Below are 16622 nucleotides of genomic sequence, written 5' to 3'. Positions count from 1 at the left end.
TAAGTCGACTTCTATATCCGTTCCTCGCCGTACGGCACCAGCCGGACCGGGCCCAGCAGGCCGTATGCCTGGGGGGTCAGGGAGCCGTAGACCGCGGGGTCGGCTTGGCGGAGGCGGTTGCCCAGAGGGGTGGCGACCTCCACCTCGATGGTGTTCTCCCCGCGTTCGAGGTGCGGGCCCACGTCGATGACCGGGTGGAGGAGGTCCACCGGGTCGAGAAGGTGGCCGTTGACGCGGACCCGGCAGGTGTCGGTGACCTCGCCCAGGTCCAGGTACGCGGGGCCGTCCAGGTGCGCCGTGGTCGTGTACGTGCCGACGCCTGAGACGTCCGCCAGGCCCGGGAGGTCGTGCCAAGGCGCCAGCCGGTCGAGGTCGAGCGTGTGGGTGTGGTCGCCGTCCGGGCGGCGGTCGCGGACCTTGAGGTGCCAGGCTCGCAGCTCGGTGGGCTGGGGGATCTCGTCGATGCGGGTGGTGATCGTGCGGCCTGTCGAGAGGGTCGTCGTGTGCCGGCCGGCTTTGGTCGTGCGGATCACCAGATGGCCGTTGTCGTAGACCACCTGGTCGGCGGAGGTGTCCGTGGCGTGCGGGCGGGTGCCGGTGCGGTCGCCGAAGAGTCCCGGGCGGCCGATGGCGATCACGCGGGCCTGGCCGGGGTGCAGGGCGACGCGCAGGTGGATGCCGCCGGCGTCCTCGGTGTAGCGGGCGATGCGCTCGGCCCGGCCGGTCCACGGGTTCAACAGGTACGGGACGCCGTTCCCGTCCGTACGCGCCAGCGTGACCTCGTGGTCGATGGCGGTGACCGGGGGCTTGGCGTTCTCCTGATGCTTGCCGTTGCACAGGTAGTAGTAGTCCACCCGGCCGGCCACCCGGCGCATGGTGAGCAGCGTGGACGGGGTCGCGTACCGGACGTCGGGGCGCACCCCGAGGGCTTCGAGCGCGCCCGGCACCTCGTCGGCCGTGGTGACGCGGCGGACGGTGGGCTGGGTCAGGAGGTCCGTCACGAGGGCGCGCAGGCGTTCGTCGTCGCCTTCGCGGGGGACGCCCGGCACCGACGCCGACTCCCAGGCGCCGAGCAGCACGATGGGCAGCCCGTCCCTGGCGTACGCGAGCAGCCGTTCGGCCACCCGGCGCGTCATCGTGCATTCGTTGCCCCCGAAGCGGTCGCCCTCCACGAACAGCGCCTTGTACGCGAGCCGCCCCAGCCGCCCGTCCCTGACGCGGGCGTCGGGCAGGTCGAGCAGCGGGCCGCTGACGAACTGGTGGGTCCAGCCGGTCGGTACGCCGTTCGCGGTGAACCACGTGGCGCCGATGCCGGTCTTGGTGTAGCCGGTCTGCCGGAACACCGCCACGTCCACCCGAGGCGTCCCTTGCCGCATGATCAGGTTGATTCGCGCGAAATATCGGGAAATGTCGGTGATGTGGTCCCAGGTGGGCTGGCGCGGGCCCCACGACTCCGCGTACCCCACCGAACCCCCGTACGGCGTGAACGCCGCGAACCCCGGCCACCGCGCGCCCGGCGCGCTCGCGTACGAGAAGCCGTGCAGCACCGTCTGGTTGAGCCCCGCCGCGTACCCGCCGCCCATCGTCAGCAGCAGCTTGCGCCACGTCGTCGTGTAGGCCCCGCCCTGGTACGCCCCCGCCTCGCAGGACAGCACCGCGCCCCCCGCCATGTCCCGGCCGCCGGCCAGGCAGCGGTAGTCGTCGAGGTTCTTGAAGCCGAGCGACTCGCCCTCGGGCACGTCGAGGATGGCCGCCGCCTCGATGGCGTCGGTCTGCAGCCCGTACGGCTGCGCCCGCAACCGCAGCCCCAGCGAGTGCGCCCAGTCGCGCAGCGCGGTGAAGTGGTGCTCGTTGAACAGCTCGGACACCGTGTCCCAGTAGTCCTTGCGGGCATGTCTGGTCAGCACCGGGTCGAACGCGAACACCGGGTCCTCGTCGGCCAGCACGACCACCGGCAGCACGTCCGTCAGCGGGTAGCCGCGCCGCCGCTCGAACTCCGCGGGCAGCTCCGGCGTCCACGGCAGGGCGTCGCTCTCGATCTCGATCGAGTCCTCGAACAGCGCCCCGCCCGATCGTTTCAGCAGCTTCCTGATGCTGGGGGTGAGCAGCCGCCGCTCCCAGAAGTCGATCACCGCATGGGTGCCGGCGCGGCTGAAGTGGTCCACCACGTACGCCTCGGGCGCGGTGTGCGGGCCCGACTCGGGGCGCTGGCCCGAGCCGCGCTGCCAGTAGGAGATGAGCAGCCAGTCGCCGTCGCCCGGGGCCGTCCAGGTGATCGTGTCGCCGTCCACCGGGACGGTCCGTACCGAAGCGGGGTCGAGGCCGGTCTCGTCGCGGGTCGAGTGGGCGGGCTCGATTTCGGCCGCCTGGACCAGCAGCAACGTACGCTCACTCCGCCCTTCGACGGCGGGCGGCGGCACCGGACCCCGGTACGTGCTCCCGCCCGCCACCTGCACCGAGCCGTGGGCCAGCTCCTTGCAGGCGGCCTCGCTCTCGGGGGTGATGGTGGGGACGGCGGCCGGCCAGGAGGGGCCGATGGTCAGGTCGATCGTGACGCCCCGCCGGGCCGCCTGGTCCAGCGCCGCCTCGACGGCCGCGTTCCAGGCGGGCGTGCCCCAGCCGTGCTTCGCGGGATCGAGTACGGACTTATCCGAAATGCTGTGATGAACTGCCGCGATCTCCGCCCCACCGAACCCGGCATCGGCCAGCTGATCGACCTCCCGCCGAATCTCACTGGGCGTGACATGGGCATCCGGCCACCACCACCGCACCATCGGCCGCACCCCGGCCTCCGGCCGCTGAAACCACCCGGCTCCGGACGCGGGGGCAGCGGTAGCAGGGGAAGGAAGGGGCTGCCCGGCCAGCGCAACGGAAGCCGTGGCCACCCCACCCAGCACAAGAAACCCCCGCCGCGTCACAGAAGCGGCAGGGGAGGGCGTGGAGGTGGGAGCAGCGCCGGCCACGGGGCGAGCGTCCGAGGCGGGTCCGGAGGTCGGGGGAGAGCCCGGCGAAGGGTGAGCGGCCGTAGCGGTTCCGGAGGTCGGCGGAGAGCCTGGCAGAGGGCGAGCGGCCGTAGCGGGTCCTGAGGCCGGATCGGGTGCTGGGGGAGTGGCGGAGGGGTGAGCAGGAGTGTGGCCGTGGGGGGTGGAATCGGACACGGGTCCTCCAGGAGACAAGGTCCTGCGGGGGTGGATGGGGCGCCGGGCCACTGGGCCCGACGCCCCGGCAAGGAGACCGACCGGAACACGACCGCCCGAGGCCGCCCGGCAGGACGCGACCAGGCCTGGCGGCTGGCCGGGCTTGCCGGTGGCACACGTTGCCGACCTGCGCCGCCTGGCGGGTCGATGAGCCCCGGGTTGGCCGACCGCCCTGACTCGTGCCAGACGGTCAGTCGGCCTGCGGCCGGTGTCCGGACGGTGCCGGGCACCGGCCTCAGCCGCTCGCCAGGTGGTCAGGAGGGGAGGGGGTAGGGGAAGGTGGTCGTGACGCCGATCTTGTCGTACTCCATCTTCGAGGGGTCGAAGTCGTCCTGCCAGTTGGCGTTCGTGACCTCGTTGCACTGGTACGACTGGTACTTGTCGTCGCTCACCTCGCCCACCTCGATGTTCGAGATGGAGAAGCCGCAGCCGCCGGCGTCCATGTGGACGCCGCGCGTCCCCGAGTCGGGCATCTGGCCGGCGGGGTCGTTGATGACGTCCCCGATGACCATCTGCGTGACGTGGTTGTCGATGGCGTGCGGTTCGGTGTTGTGCACGCCGTAGGTGTAGAAGGCGCCCATGTCGCCGCTGTCCAGGCCGGTCTCCTCCAGGCGGATGTAGGAGAAGCGGTTGCCCCTGGCGTAGTTGTCGGCGTTGGCGATCTCGGGGCGGACCTCCAGGCTGATGCCGTAGCGGGCGCTGTGCTTGACGACCACGTTGCTGACCTCGTTGTGGCCGGTGCTCATCAGCTCGATGCCGGAGGCGTCGCCGGGGACGAGTTCGCCGACGTGGTCGATGTAGGTGTTGCTGATGGTGTGGTGGCCGGAGATGTCACCTTCGCCGGGGTAGCCGCCTTCGACCTTGATGCCGTCGCCGCCGAGGTTGGCGAGCAGGCTGTCGGCGATCTTGACCCGTTCGTTCGCGAAGAGCAGGAAGATGCCGGTGAAGCCGGTGTCGGAGACGTGCAGCCTGGTCAGGCCGATGTCGCGGGTGTTCTCCAGGGTGATCATGCCGAACCGGTTGCGCGGCATCTCGATCTGCCGGTCGTAGATCGGGTACTTGTGCTCGTAGCCGGAGTCGCCGGAGGAGTTCCAGCCGTAGCGGTACCAGTTGACGAAGTCGGAGTACTGCAGGGCGAGCCCGTCGAAGGTGAGCCGCTCGACCCGCTTGCCGGGCGACGAGCCGGCCAGCGAGATGATCGTCTTCACGGTGGGCGCCATGACCTTGTCGATGGAGGTCTTCGGCCAGTAGTAGACCTCGCTGTTGGCGAAGTCGAAGTAGTACTCACCGGGCTGGTCGAGGAAGCGCAGAGTGTTCTGCACGAAGTAGCGGGAGCCGCTGCGGCTGTTGACCAGGGCGAAGCGGCTGTCGTGGTTGAGGGTGAAGAAGTTCTTGCGGAAGTCGGCGCCGCCGAGCGGCACGTGGTCGGTGAACCAGCTCCACGACCCGCCCGACCAGACCACCATCTGGGCGTTCTGGTCGAAGTCGGCGTCCCACTCCTGCGGGATGTCCTTGGGGTCGAAGAACAGCCAGTTGTGCACGGCCTGGTATTCGGCCTCGGGCGTCACCGAGAACAGGTAGGGCGACCAGAGGTCGTCGGCGGTCCTGTTGGGGTGGCGGGCGGTGGTGGCGCGGGCGCCGTCCTCGAAGAGCGTGTAGAAGGTCCGGTCGACCTTCGTCTTGTAGATGTCGTCCTTGTACTTCTCCCACCCGGTGACCGGCCGGGCGCCGACCAGGCGGGCCTTGCCGGGGCCGTCGGCGCTGCGGTAGGTGATGGTGTGGCCGTCGCGTCCCGAGTCGGCGTCGGTGAACTCGATGGTCTTGTCGACGACGTAGTCACCGGCCTTGACGTTGACCACGATGTCGCAGTTCTTCTGGTACTTCGGGTTCCTGAGCGCGTCGCGGGCCTGCTCGATGGTCTTCCACGGGTTTCCGGCGCTGCCGTCGCCGCGCTCGCTGCCGTCGGTGGCCACGTAGTAGTCGCACGTCCTGGCGGAGACGGCGGACGTGGTGGCCGGGGCGGTCAGGCCGCCCAGGAGTAACGCGACGGCGCCGATGGACCTGAGGATCACTGGCTCTCCTTAACCTCCCGCCACCGTTCGTACTCGGCGCGGGTCTCGGGGGTGAGGGGGTAGTAGTCGGACAGCGCGCCGCCCTCCTCGATGCGGGCCCTGCTGTAGCGCTCCCACTGCTCGTGGTCGGCGGCGGCCTCCAGCACCTGGCCGGCCCGGCGCAGCGGCACCACCACGGCGCCGTCGTCGTCGGCCACGCACAGGTCGCCGGGCAGCGCGAGCGCCCCGCCCACGGCCACCGGCACGTCGTACGCCCAGGGGAACAGCTCGGCCTGCGAGGCGTAGTGCGGGGTGGCGCCGGTGCACCAGATGGGCAGGCCGACGCCGCTGACGCGGGGCAGGTCCCTGATCCTGCCGTCCACGACGATGCCCGCGCCGCCCCGGCGCTTGAAGTAGCGGACCAGCATGTCGCCGAAGCAGCCGGTGTAGGCGCTCCCGTACGCCTGCACCACGAGCACGTCTCCCGGCCTGATGTCCTCGAGCACGTGCCACAGGGCCGTGTGCCGCTCGACGTACTCCTGCCCGAGCCCGGAGGCGATGTCCTCGCGCTGCGGCATGAACTGCAGCGTGCGGACCCGTCCGGCGATCTTCTGGCCTTGGGCGATGGGGCGCGGGCCTTCGATGAAGGTCCGCCGGATGCCCTGGGCGTGCAGCTTGGCGCAGGCGGTGGCCGAGCTGATCCGGGACAGCCCCGCGATGAGCGCGGGATCGGGGTCCGCGGGCAGCGACCCGCGAACGGGGAGATCCCAGATGGCCTCGTCCATGTGACTCCTCAGTAGTGCTGGTGTGACGGCGTGCGGACGCGCGCGGTCGTGTGCAGGTCGAGCCGGATGCGGCGGCCGGGCGGCAGCTCCACGAGCAGCCGCGGGCCGTGCACCGGCACGTCCTGCTCGCTCTCGTGGATGGGGGGCGCGGTGTAGGCGCGGGGGTCGCCCGGGTAGCCGTCACCGGCGAAGCCGGTGGTGGTGACGTGGTCGATGTCGTGCTCGCCGAACTGTCCTGCCTGCACCACGACGCGGCGGGTGCTGCGGAGGCCGAGGTTGACCAGCTCCAGCTCGGCGCCGTCCGCGCGGACCGCGCTGACCAGGGCGGCCACGTCGGGCGGCAGGCCGGGGCGGTGGCGGTCGGCGTCGAAGTAGGCCAGGCGGGCCGGCAGCAGGCCGCCGTTGTAGAGCACCTGCGGGGTGCCGGTGACGAGCTGCAGCAGCGCCTCGGTGAGCACGGGGTTGAGCCGCTGCCAGTGGTGCACGTGGATGGTGGCGAGGTCGGCGTCGTCGGCCTCGATGAGCGCCATGCGGCGCTGCACCTGGCCGAGCGCGGTGGTGAGCATCAGTTCGGGGTAGGCCGGGTTGGCGCCGCGCAGGTACTCCAGCCAGGGCGCCTCGTGCCCGGCCTCCTCCTTGTTGCGGAACGGCCGCACGGTCGTCCAGTCGTAGCCGGACGCGCGGCGCAGCCGCTCCAGCCGGTCGGCGTCCGCGCCGCCGGGCGAGCGGTGCCAGAGCCAGACGGGCAGGCCGAGCTGCGGCGGCTGGAAGTCGAACCAGCCGGAGTCGTCGTGCCGGTTGGGCACCAGCATGGTGGGCTTGCCGGCCTCGTCGCCCAGCTCGGCCAGCCAGCGGTCGCTGATGCTCATCTCGGTCTCGGTGACGGCGGCCTGGGTGGCGCGCTCGTACACCGCCTCCAAGGGGTCGCGGCCGATGGCGAGCGCGGCGTCGTCGCCGGTCAGCAGGTGGGCGTTGACGGCGGCGATCGCGGCGGCGGCGCCCACGCTGTAGAGGCCGTGCGGCCACTGCCAGCCGTAGTTGCCGCCGTACCAGCGGCCGTCGTGCAGCTCGCCGACGATCCCGGACGGGCCCACGTTGTCGGGGATGATCCCGTCGTTGGCCTCGGCCCTGCGCTGCCAGGCGCCGATGTAGCGCAGCGCCCAGTCGCGGTAGCGGTCGTCGCCGTCGTACAGCCAGGCGTTGACGGCCAGGCTGGTCGCGGCGAGGTTGACGGCGACGTCACCGCGGCCGATGCGCTCGCTCATCGCGGCGCCCATGCGGGCGGCGTTGCACGGGTCGCCGAGGTCCTCCCAGCGGGTGATGCCGGGCAGGTCGCGCAGCGGCAGGCCGAACGGCCGCATGCTGACCAGGTCGGTGTGGTAGGAGGCCCACTCCCACTGCAGGCCGTAGCGGGGGCCGACGGCGCCGTTGTGCGGGGCGCGGATGATGTCGTGCTCGGCGTCGTAGTTGGCCGAGCCCGGCAGGTACAGCTCGGCGAAGCGGCGGGCCCGCTCGGCGAAGCGCTCGTCGCGCGGGTCGGCGGCGCAGATGCCGTAGAACAGCAGCATCGACTCGCCCTGGTGGAACCAGTCGTAGCCGCGCTCGTACTCCTCCACCAGGTAGCCCAGCTCGGTGAGCTGGGCGGTGACGCCCTCCCAGTGCTGCTTGGCCGCGCCGAGCAGGTCGTCGGCGCCGCCGAGCTGGTAGAGGGTCGGCCAGTTGAAGAACGCCTCGTAGAAGTCGTCGGCCCCGTCGCGGTCGGCGGCCGGGCCGTGGTAGATCAGCCGCCCGTCGGGCCCGCAGTAGCGGCCGGCGAAGGCCCGCCAGGCCTCGTCGAGGGCGTCGAACAGCCGGCGTTCCAGCACCGCCCAGGCCGGGGGCGCGCCGAGCGGTACGGTCGCTCTGATCTCGCGCATGGTCACCCTTTCGTAGCTCCTGCCGTGAGGCCGCTGATGATGTGCCGTTGCATGAAGACGAAGAAGACGAGCAGGGGAGCGATGGCCAGCAGCAGCGTCGGGAAGACCACCGAGTAGTCGGTGGAGTACTGGCTGACCGCCGCGTAGACGCCGGTGGTGACGGTGTAGAGGCCGCTGCCGGGGCCGAGGATGATCTGCGGGTTCACGAAGTCGTTCCACACCGAGAAGGTGTTGAGGATGATCATCGTGGCGACCGCGGGCCGCATGAGCGGGAAGACGATCTGCCAGAACGTCCGCAGCCTGCCCGCTCCGTCCACCGCCGCCGCCTGGTCGAGCACGGCGGGGACGGTCGCGATGTAGCCGGCGTACAGGAAGATCGAGAACGGCAGCGTGAGCGTGGTCTCGAACAGCACGAACCCCCGGATGGTGCCCATCAGGCCCAGGGTCTTGAGCACGTACACGACGGGGATGACCAGCACCTGGCCGGGGATGAAGGTGCCGGCCAGGAAGAACAGCATGAGGACGCGGAAGCGGCGCTTGGGGCTGCGGGCGATCACGTACGCGGCGGGCGCGGCCAGCCCCACCGACAGCACGTTGACCGCCACCACGAACAGCAGCGTGATCGCGTAGCCCTTGGCCACGTTGAAATTCGGGTTGGTCAGCGCCCTGCCGAGCGGTTCGAGGGTCAGGCCACCCAGGCCGAACGGGTTGGCCAGGATGTCCTGCTGGCCCTTGAAGGCGTTGACGGTCAGCACGTACAGGGGGATGAGCATGAAGGCGGCGGCCGCCCAGAGGAACGTCTTTCTCATTGGTGCACCGCCAGCTCGCCGCGCCTGCGCAGCTTCGTCACCACGAACGCCAGCGCCGCCGTGACCCCCATGAGGATCACCGACTGCGCCGAGCCGAAGCCGAGGCGGGCGTCGTGGAAGGAGTTCCAGAGGATGAGGTAGGCGACGGTCTGCGTCTGCCCGGCCGGGCCGCCCGCCGTCAGCGAGACGACCAGGTCGTACGTCTTCAGCAGCGTCACCAGCGACAGCACGACGTTCACCGTCACCGACGGCCCCAGCGCGGGCAGCGTGACGTTCCTGAACACCTGCCACCGCGTGGCCCCGTCGATGCGGGCCGCCTCGATCAGCGAGTGCGGCACCGCCTGCAGCCCGGCCAGGTAGAGCACCACGTTGACGCCGAACCCGGCCCACACCAGCACCGCGATCATGGTGACGGTGGCCCACGTGGGGTCGGACAGGAACGGCAGCACCTCGCCGCCCCACGTGGTGACGAGGTTGTTGACGGCGCCGGTGGTGCCGAGGATGGCCGACCAGAGGAAGCCGACCACGAGGGCGCTGAGCACGTGCGGGTAGAACAGCACGATCCGGAAGAACGTGTTGAGCCGGGAGGCGCCGTTCACCAGGAGGGCGAAGCCGAGGCCGCACAGGTTGAGCCCGGCGGTGCCGGCCGCGGCGACGAGCAGGGTGACCAGCGCCGCGCGGCGCAGCTCGGGGTCGTCGAGCAGGGTGACGTAGTTGGCGGCGCCCACGAAGGCGGGGTCGGCGCTGAAGCCGTCCCAGTCGGTCAGGCTCAGGTAGAGGGCCAGGCCGACCGGGACGATCAGCATGACCACGTAGAGCACGGTCGCCGGCGCCACCATCAGCGTGGTCGCCAGGCCCTCGGTGCGGCGCCTGGAGCGCTCGCCCGCCGGGGGCCGTCGCACGGTCGGGGGTGCCTCCCGGGTGAGCGTCATGACTTGGAGGCCACCCAGCGGTCCACGCCCTCCGCGACCTCCTTGGGCGACTTGCCCACGTACAGGCCCTGGACCTCGGTGTTCCACGCGGCGTTGAAGCCCTTGGGCAGGGTGGCGTCGCCGTAGCCCTCACCCTGCGGCACGCCCTGCGGCGCCTGGTCGAGGATCTCCTGGACCTGCTTCTCCAGCGGGGTGAACTCGCGCTCGACGCCGGTGCGGAAGTTGCCGTCCTGGGCGAGCTGGCTCTTGACCGCCGCGGGGTCGGTGACGAGCCACTGGACGAGCTTGAGCGCGGCGTCCTTGTTGGGGGTGGACTTGAGGATCATGTACGGGGCCGCCAGGGTCGCGCCCTGTGGCCCCGGGTAGGTCTGGCCCTTGTCGACGGGGGCGGGGAAGACGCCGACCTCGAAGTCCTTCTTCGCCTTGGCCTCGGTGGCGGTGAACCAGCTCCCCATGACGTACATGCCGGATTTGCCGGACAGGAAATTGGTCTCGGCGTCGGCGTACTTCATGCCGAGCGCGTTCTCGTCGACGTACCCCTTGTCGATCCAGGTGCGGTAGCGCTCCAGGTAGGGCAGCAGCGACTCGCCCGCCTTGATCGTGCCCGCCTTGACGTCCTGCTGCCAGGCAGGGTGCAGCTGCGCCCTGCTCGGGTTGGACAGCTGCAGCAGCTGCAGCCCGGTGAGGAAGTCGCCGCCGGTCTGCAGCGGCAGGTAGCCCGCGTCCTTGAGCCGGCCCATGGCGGCGTCGAACTCGTCGAACGTGGTCGGCGGCTCCTCGATGCCCGCCTTCTCGAACGCGGTCTTGTTGTAGAAGACCAGAGACTGGGCCTGCACGCCGACGCCGACGGTGTAGATCCTGCCGCCCAGCTTGGCCTGCTCGGCGAGCGGCGTGTCCTTGGCCCACGGCTGGTCGGTCAGGTCGAGGAGCTGCTGGGCCAGCGTCTCGTCGGCCATCAGCGTCTCGACCACGTCGGGTGCGTTGCCCGCGGCGAGCTGCTGCGGCAGCGTGTCGGCCACGCCCTTGCCGGTCGGCGCCTCGATCTTGACGTCGATGCCGGGGTTGGCCTGCTCGAACGGCTTGACCAGGCCCTCCCAGTACGTCTGGGTGAGGTTCGGGCTGATGTTCACCAGCATCCGGACGGTGACCTGGCCGTCCTCGTTCTGCCGCGCCTGGGAGTCGCCGGCGAAGCCGCCCCCGCCGCAGCCGGTCAGGACGAGCAGGCAGCCGAGGGCCGATAGGGCGAGGGACGGTCGGGGGGAACGCATCGCACCTCCAAAGGGGCGAGATCTGCGACGCCTTTTAATGGGTCGGTACTCGATTAGCGATTATTTAATACGTTGGTCACATGGGGTCGTCAAGGGGATATGTGACGCTACAAAAACGTTTCCAGCGGCTTGCTGAGTCATAAGTACGTTAAAGTGAGCCCGTGAACGCACCCGATGACGACAAGCGGCTGGTGGTGGGCGACGAGGAGCTCGCCACGCTGCGAGAGTGGGCCGCGCGCGAGCCGGCCAAGGGCCAGGCGCTGCGCAGCCGCATCGTCCTGGCCTGTGCCGAGGGGCTGCCCCGCAAGGAGATCGCGAGCAGGCTCGGCGTGAGTCCCGCCACGGTCGCCAAGTGGCGGGCCCGCTTCGTCGAGCGCGGCATCGACGGGCTCGCCGACGCGCCCAGGCCGGGCCGCCCGCGCAGCCCCGAGCGGCAGGAGGCCGAGCGGGTCATCGCCGCCGCGGCCGACGGCGCCGCCGTACCGTCCACCAGGACGATGGCCGCCCAGCTCGGCCTCTCGCAGTCCACGGTGGCGCGCATCTGGCAGGAGCAGCAGATCGCGCCGCCCGCCGCCCGCCTGCTGCCCAGAGAGCTGCTGTCCGACCGCGTCTACGCGCTGCTGCGCGGCTGGATCGTCTCGGGCGAGCTGACGGCCGGGCAGCGCCTGGTGGAAGCCGAGATCGCCCGCCGGGTCGGCACCAGCCAGGCACCGGCGCGTGAGGCGATCAAGCGGCTGGCGCACGAGGGCCTGGTCATCTCCTATCCGAACCGAGGCAGCTACGTCGCCGAGATCTCGGACGAGCAGGCCCGGGAGGTTCGCGACATCAGGGTGTTGCTGGAGGAGTATGCCGCACGAGGTGCGGCCGCCCGCATCCAGCCCGAGACGCTGCGCCAGCTCTCGGCCGACGTGCTGGCCATGCGCAAGGCGGCGCGCGACGGCGACATCGGCGCCTTCCGCGACGCCGACCTCGCCTTCCACCGCCGGGTCTGCGCGGCCTGCGGAAACTCCTTCCTGCTGCGGCTGTGGCGGACGATCGAGTCGAACCTGTGGAGCCTGCACGTCGTGGGCAACCCGCTCTACGACGGCGACTGGGGCGCGATGGCCGGTCACCACGACGACCTGGTCGCGGCGCTGGCCGCGGGCGACCCCGAGGAGGCCGCCCGCCTGTTCGCCGCCCACGCCCGCGGCGAGGCCTCCCGCACCCGCCCCAAGAACGCGGCAGGTGCGGGAGAGGCCGTGGTGGTTCAGGCGGACGGGGTGACCTCGTAGGTGGCGCCGCGGCGGGTGTCCAGCACGATCACGCCCGGCTCCGGCCGCCCGGCCTTGACCGGCCGGCCGTGCTCGGTGACCGTCACAGGGCCCGCCGTGCGCAGCGTCAGCCGCCGCCCGAGGTCCGACCTGATCCGGCCGCGCCGCAGCGCGCCGCCGGCCCACTCCACGTCCACCTCGAACCCGCCACGGGCCCGCAGCCCCCGGTAGGACCCGGCCGGCCAGGCGGCGGGCAGGGCGGGCAGCAGGTGCACCTGGCCGGCGTGGCTCTGCAGCAGCATCTCGGTGATGCCCGAGGTGCCGCCGAAGTTCCCGTCGATCTGGAACGGCGGGTGCAGGTCGAACATGTTGGGCGCGGTCCGCGCCGGCACCAGCAGGTTCGACAGCCGCTTGTACGCCTCGACGGAGTCCAGCAGCCGCGCCCAGAAGTTGATCTTCCAGGCCAGCGACCATCCGGCGCCCGCCTCGCCGCGCAGCTCCAGCGTCCGCCGCGCGGCCTGGGCCAGCTCCGGCGAGAGCCTGGGGTCGATCTGGTGCGCGGGGAACAGCCCCCACAGGTGGGAGATGTGCCGGCTGCGCGACAGCGCCGCGTCGCCCCGGTAGTCCTCCTGCCACTCCTGGATCTGCCCGAGGTGCCCGATCTGGTTGGGGACGAGCCGCCCGCGCGCCTCCGACGCCTTGGCCGCCAGCTCGGGCTCGGCCCCGAGCACCTCCGACGCCTCGGCGAAGGCCCCGAACAGCTCGCGCAGGATCTGCATGTCCATGGTCGGGCCCGCGCAGATGCTGACGTTCTCGTCGTCGTCCTCGTGGTGGCCGACCTCGGGGGAGTGCGACGGGTTCGTCACCAGGTAGCCGGACCTGGGGTCGGTCTGCAGCGTGTCGAGGAAGAACTCCACCGAGCCCCTGATCAGCGGGAAGTGCTCGCGCAGCCGCCGCTCGTCGCCGGTGTAGAGGTAGTGCTCCCACAGGGTCAGGCAGAGCCAGGCGCCGCCGGTCGGCCAGACGCCGTAGAAGGCGAAGTCCACCGGCGCGGTGCCGCGCCAGCCGTCGGTGTTGTGGTGCGCGACCCAGCCCATGGCGCCGTACTGCGTCTTCGCGGTCTTCGTGCCCGTCTCCGACAGGTCCTTGATGAGGTCGAAGAGCGGGTCCATGCACTCGATGAGGTTGCCGGGCGCGGCCGGCCAGTAGTTCATCTCCAGGTTGATGTTGATCGTGTACTTCGACTCCCACGCGGGGGCCAGGGAGTCGTTCCAGACGCCCTGGAGGTTCGCCGCGTGGCCGGGGGAGCGGGAGGAGGAGATGAGCAGGTAGCGGCCGTACTGGAAGTAGAGCGCGGCGAGCTGCGGGTCGGTGTCGAGCTGCTGGCGGGCGATGCGCTCGTCGGTCGGCAGCGCGGCCGCGTCGGACGTGCCGAGGTCGATCGACACCCGGCCGAACAGCTCCTGGTAGTCGCGTACGTGCCTGCGCCGCAGCACCTCGTACGGCTGCCCGCTGGCCCGCTTGAGATACCGCCCGGCCACCTCGGCGGGGTCGCCGCCGACGTCCCGGTAGCTGCGGTAGCTGGAGCCCATGGAGATGAGCAGCGTGACCTCGTCGGCGCCCTCGACCGACAGCGTGCCGCCCTCGGTGCGCACGGTGCCGCGTTCGGCCTCCGCCTTGGCCAGGGCGCGGAAGCGCACCTCGCCCTTCAGGCCCTGGGTGTCGCCGCTGACGCCGTCGAGCGCGATCGTGTCGCTCCCGGCCGCCGAGGCGCTGACGTTCTGCGGGCTGGAGAAGGCGGCCTGGAACGTCACCGAGCCCGGCTGGTCGGCGCTCAGCCGGACCACGATGACCTGGTCGGGGTTGCCGGCGAAGACCTCCCGGGTGTGCCGCACGCCGTCGCGCACGAAGCTCACGGAGGTGACGGCGGTGGTCAGGTCCAGCTCGCGGCGGTAGTCGGTGAACTCCTCGGAGCCGGGGAAGGTCAGCGTCAGGTCGCCGAGCACCTGGTACGGCGCCTGCTCGCTGGGCTGCCCGAGGAACTTCTGGTCGGCCAGGTTCTGGGCCGCCTTCCACTTGTCCTCCCACACCCACTGCCGGATCTGGGGGAGCGCGGCCAGCGCCTCGGGATTGTCGTAGGTGTGCGGGCCGCCGGCCCAGATGCTGTCCTCGTTGAGCTGGAGCCGTTCTGTGGCCACGCCGCCGAAGACCATCGCGCCCAGCCGGCCGCAGCCGACGGGCAGCGCCTCCAGCCACTCGGCGGCCGGGCGGGTGTACCAGAGGGTCAGGGCGTCGTCGCCGGCGGCGGCCCAGGCGGGGCCGGCCGTGACGCCGTTCACGAGCAGGGATCCGGCGGCGGCCGTCAGACCGGTCGCGAGCACGCCTCGGCGGGTGTAGCCGTCGTTGGTCACGGTTGCTCCTGTTCGGTGGGGTGGGGGATGGACGCTCGCCCGGGGGGCGACGAGCCGGCTGCCCGGGGTCAGTGCCGGGTGCGCACTGCCGTGAGCACGAGCCAAGGGCGAGAATCGCCCTATACATGGGATGTATCTTTACGTCACACTGTCGATATCTGTCCAGACCCGGCGTAATTTCGTTGAAACATCGGAGGAAAGCCGTGAGCCGTATCGACGCCCACCACCACGTCTGGGACCTGGCGGCCCGCCCGCACACCTGGCTCGACCCGGAGCCGATGGCGCCGGTGCGGCGCACGTACACGCTGGACGACCTCGCCGGGCACGCCGCGGCGGCCGGCGTGACGCGCACGGTGCTCGTGCAGGTGCTGCCCGACCTCGACGAGACCCGCGAGTTCCTCGCGCTCGCAGCCGCGTCCGAGCTGGTCGCCGGCGTGGTCGGATGGATCGACCTCACCGCGCCGGGCGTCGCGGACACGCTGGCCGCGCTGCCGCCGGGGCTCGTGGGCGTGCGCCACGGCGTGCAGTCCGAGCCCGATCCGGCCTGGCTCGACCGGCCGGACGTGCGCCGCGGGCTGGCCGGCGTGGCCGCCGCCGGGCTCGCCTACGACCTGCTCACGCTGCCGCACCAGCTCCCTTCCGCGATCAGGACGGTGGCCGCGCTGCCCCAGCTGACGTTCGTGCTCGACCACCTGTCCAAGCCACCGATCGCGAGCGGCGAGCTGGAGCCGTGGCGCGGCCACATCAGGGAGCTGGCCGCGTACCCGAACGTCTTCTGCAAGCTCTCCGGCATGGTCACCGAGGCCGAAAACACGTCCTGGCGGGTGTCCGACCTGCGGCCGTACGCCGAGACCGTGCTGGAGGCGTTCGGGCCCGAGCGGGTGATGTTCGGCTCCGACTGGCCGGTCTGCCTGCTCGCCGCCCGCTACGACCAGGTCGTGGCGGCCGCCGACGAGCTGTGCGCCGGCCTGTCGGAGGACGAGCGGGCCGCCGTCTTCGCCGGGACCGCCCGCCGCGCGTACCAGATCTAGGCGGCCTCCACCCTGAACGTCGTGTGGTAGCTGCGCGACTCCTGCGGGCCCAGCCAGATCATGGTGCCGTCCTGGCGGGCCGCGGCGTCGCCCGCCACGTGGTGGGTGGAGGGCTCGAGACCGACCGCGTAGTTGCCCGAGCGCAGGTTCAGCCACTCGAAGAAGTACGGGAACTCCGCCGCCCGCCACTCGACGGCCACCCGCATGCCGATCCGGTCGTTGACCACGGCCACCCGGTGCAGCCCGTCGGAGCGCGGCACCAGCGCGTGCTCGTACACCTGCTCCACGAACCCCGGCGCCGGCCCGGGGAAGACGACGTGGTCGGCCTTCTGCTCGGCGACGCTGTCGCTCTGCCACAGCGTCTCGCGGACGTCGGCCTCCAGCCTGGCGCCCTCGTCGAGCAGCGGCCAGCCCAGATTGATGTGGTACAGGTACATGTGCGGCGTCGGCTCGAACCCGGCGTTCGTCACCGTGTCGGTCAGCCGGATCTCGTCGCCGCCCAGGTCGGCCTCGATCCGACGGACCAGCCGCAGGTTCTCGGCGAAGACCGCCGCCTGCCGCATCTCGCCCTCCGCCCACAGCACGCAGCGCTCGCCGTCCCACCGCTCGCCGTAGCCGGTCAGCCGCGCCGGCAGGTTCCCGGCCCGGCCGTGCAGCCCGTGCCGTACGGACGCGCGCGGCGGATACCCGTAGCCCTCGGCAGGCACGTCGCCGCCGAACAGCGTGTGGTCGAGCCCGGCCGTCACGATCAGCCCCGAGAACGAGCGCAGCCACGACAGCCCGTCCTCGTCGTTGTTCTCGTGCAGCCCGGGGTGCCGGAAGCCGGTGGGGGAGCGCCAGCCGAAGGCGCGCCCGGCGTGCTCGGCGTGCCCGATGTCCATGCACCGGTCCACCAGCACGTCGAACGCCAGCCCAGAGCCGGTGCGGAACTCCAGCGTCCTGATGCCGCGCTCGACGCCGTCGCCCAGCGTC

At 71.4% G+C, this 16622-nt stretch carries 10 protein-coding genes and 1 pseudogene; 2 read left to right on the top strand and 9 right to left on the bottom strand.

Annotated features, from left to right (window positions below; genetic code table 11):
• Positions 1 to 11: 11 nt before the first annotated feature.
• The 7 genes from ACFFR3_RS44345 to ACFFR3_RS44315 form a co-directional block, all read right to left on the bottom strand.
• Positions 12 to 2918, bottom strand: coding sequence for a glycosyl hydrolase (locus tag ACFFR3_RS44345; RefSeq protein WP_379485107.1), 2907 nt, complete (start codon positions 2916 to 2918; stop codon positions 12 to 14).
• Positions 2919 to 3451: 533 nt separating this feature from the next.
• Positions 3452 to 5269, bottom strand: coding sequence for a right-handed parallel beta-helix repeat-containing protein (locus ACFFR3_RS44340; RefSeq protein ID WP_364369341.1), 1818 nt, complete (start codon positions 5267 to 5269; stop codon positions 3452 to 3454).
• A complete protein-coding gene (locus ACFFR3_RS44335; protein WP_379485096.1) occupies positions 5266 to 6033 on the bottom strand; it encodes an RraA family protein in 768 nt (255 codons plus the stop codon). Before ACFFR3_RS44335 ends, ACFFR3_RS44340 begins: the two co-directional genes overlap by 4 nt.
• A gap of 8 nt (positions 6034 to 6041) precedes the next feature.
• Positions 6042 to 7949, bottom strand: coding sequence for a DUF8034 domain-containing protein (locus tag ACFFR3_RS44330; RefSeq protein ID WP_379485095.1), 1908 nt, complete (start codon positions 7947 to 7949; stop codon positions 6042 to 6044).
• A 2-nt stretch (positions 7950 to 7951) separates the two neighbouring features.
• Complete coding sequence (locus ACFFR3_RS44325; protein WP_364369349.1) at positions 7952 to 8758, bottom strand: carbohydrate ABC transporter permease; 807 nt, start codon at positions 8756 to 8758, stop codon at positions 7952 to 7954.
• Positions 8755 to 9690, bottom strand: coding sequence for a carbohydrate ABC transporter permease (locus ACFFR3_RS44320; protein WP_379485094.1), 936 nt, complete (start codon positions 9688 to 9690; stop codon positions 8755 to 8757). Before ACFFR3_RS44320 ends, ACFFR3_RS44325 begins: the two co-directional genes overlap by 4 nt.
• On the bottom strand, positions 9687 to 10958 hold the full coding sequence (locus ACFFR3_RS44315) for an ABC transporter substrate-binding protein (RefSeq protein ID WP_364369355.1): 1272 nt from the start codon (positions 10956 to 10958) through the stop codon (positions 9687 to 9689). Before ACFFR3_RS44315 ends, ACFFR3_RS44320 begins: the two co-directional genes overlap by 4 nt.
• 161 nt (positions 10959 to 11119) lie before the next feature.
• Between ACFFR3_RS44315 and ACFFR3_RS44310 the strand changes: the two genes are divergently transcribed.
• Positions 11120 to 12229 (top strand): FCD domain-containing protein, encoded by a 1110-nt coding sequence (locus ACFFR3_RS44310; protein WP_345400018.1) that lies wholly within the window; start codon positions 11120 to 11122, stop codon positions 12227 to 12229.
• On the opposite strand, the gene ACFFR3_RS44305 is transcribed toward ACFFR3_RS44310, so the two are convergent.
• Positions 12205 to 14619, bottom strand: coding sequence for a glycoside hydrolase family 95 protein (locus tag ACFFR3_RS44305; protein ID WP_379485093.1), 2415 nt, complete (start codon positions 14617 to 14619; stop codon positions 12205 to 12207). The two genes, ACFFR3_RS44310 and ACFFR3_RS44305, sit on opposite strands and share 25 nt — an antisense overlap.
• Before the next feature lie 203 nt (positions 14620 to 14822).
• On the opposite strand from ACFFR3_RS44305, the gene ACFFR3_RS44300 reads away from it, so the two are divergent.
• Positions 14823 to 15650 (top strand): amidohydrolase family protein, encoded by an 828-nt coding sequence (locus ACFFR3_RS44300; RefSeq protein ID WP_379485092.1) that lies wholly within the window; start codon positions 14823 to 14825, stop codon positions 15648 to 15650.
• On the opposite strand, the pseudogene ACFFR3_RS44295 reads toward ACFFR3_RS44300, so the two are convergent.
• A pseudogene (locus tag ACFFR3_RS44295) lies at positions 15647 to 16588 on the bottom strand (aldose 1-epimerase family protein); the annotation flags it as partial. The gene ACFFR3_RS44300 and the pseudogene ACFFR3_RS44295 overlap by 4 nt on opposite strands.
• Positions 16589 to 16622: the final 34 nt, after the last annotated feature.

This window comes from Nonomuraea salmonea (assembly GCF_042428605.1).
Lineage (GTDB): Bacteria > Actinomycetota > Actinomycetes > Streptosporangiales > Streptosporangiaceae > Nonomuraea > Nonomuraea salmonea.
Note: the sequence above shows the minus strand (reverse complement) of the source record. Positions and strands in the feature narration are given on the sequence as shown.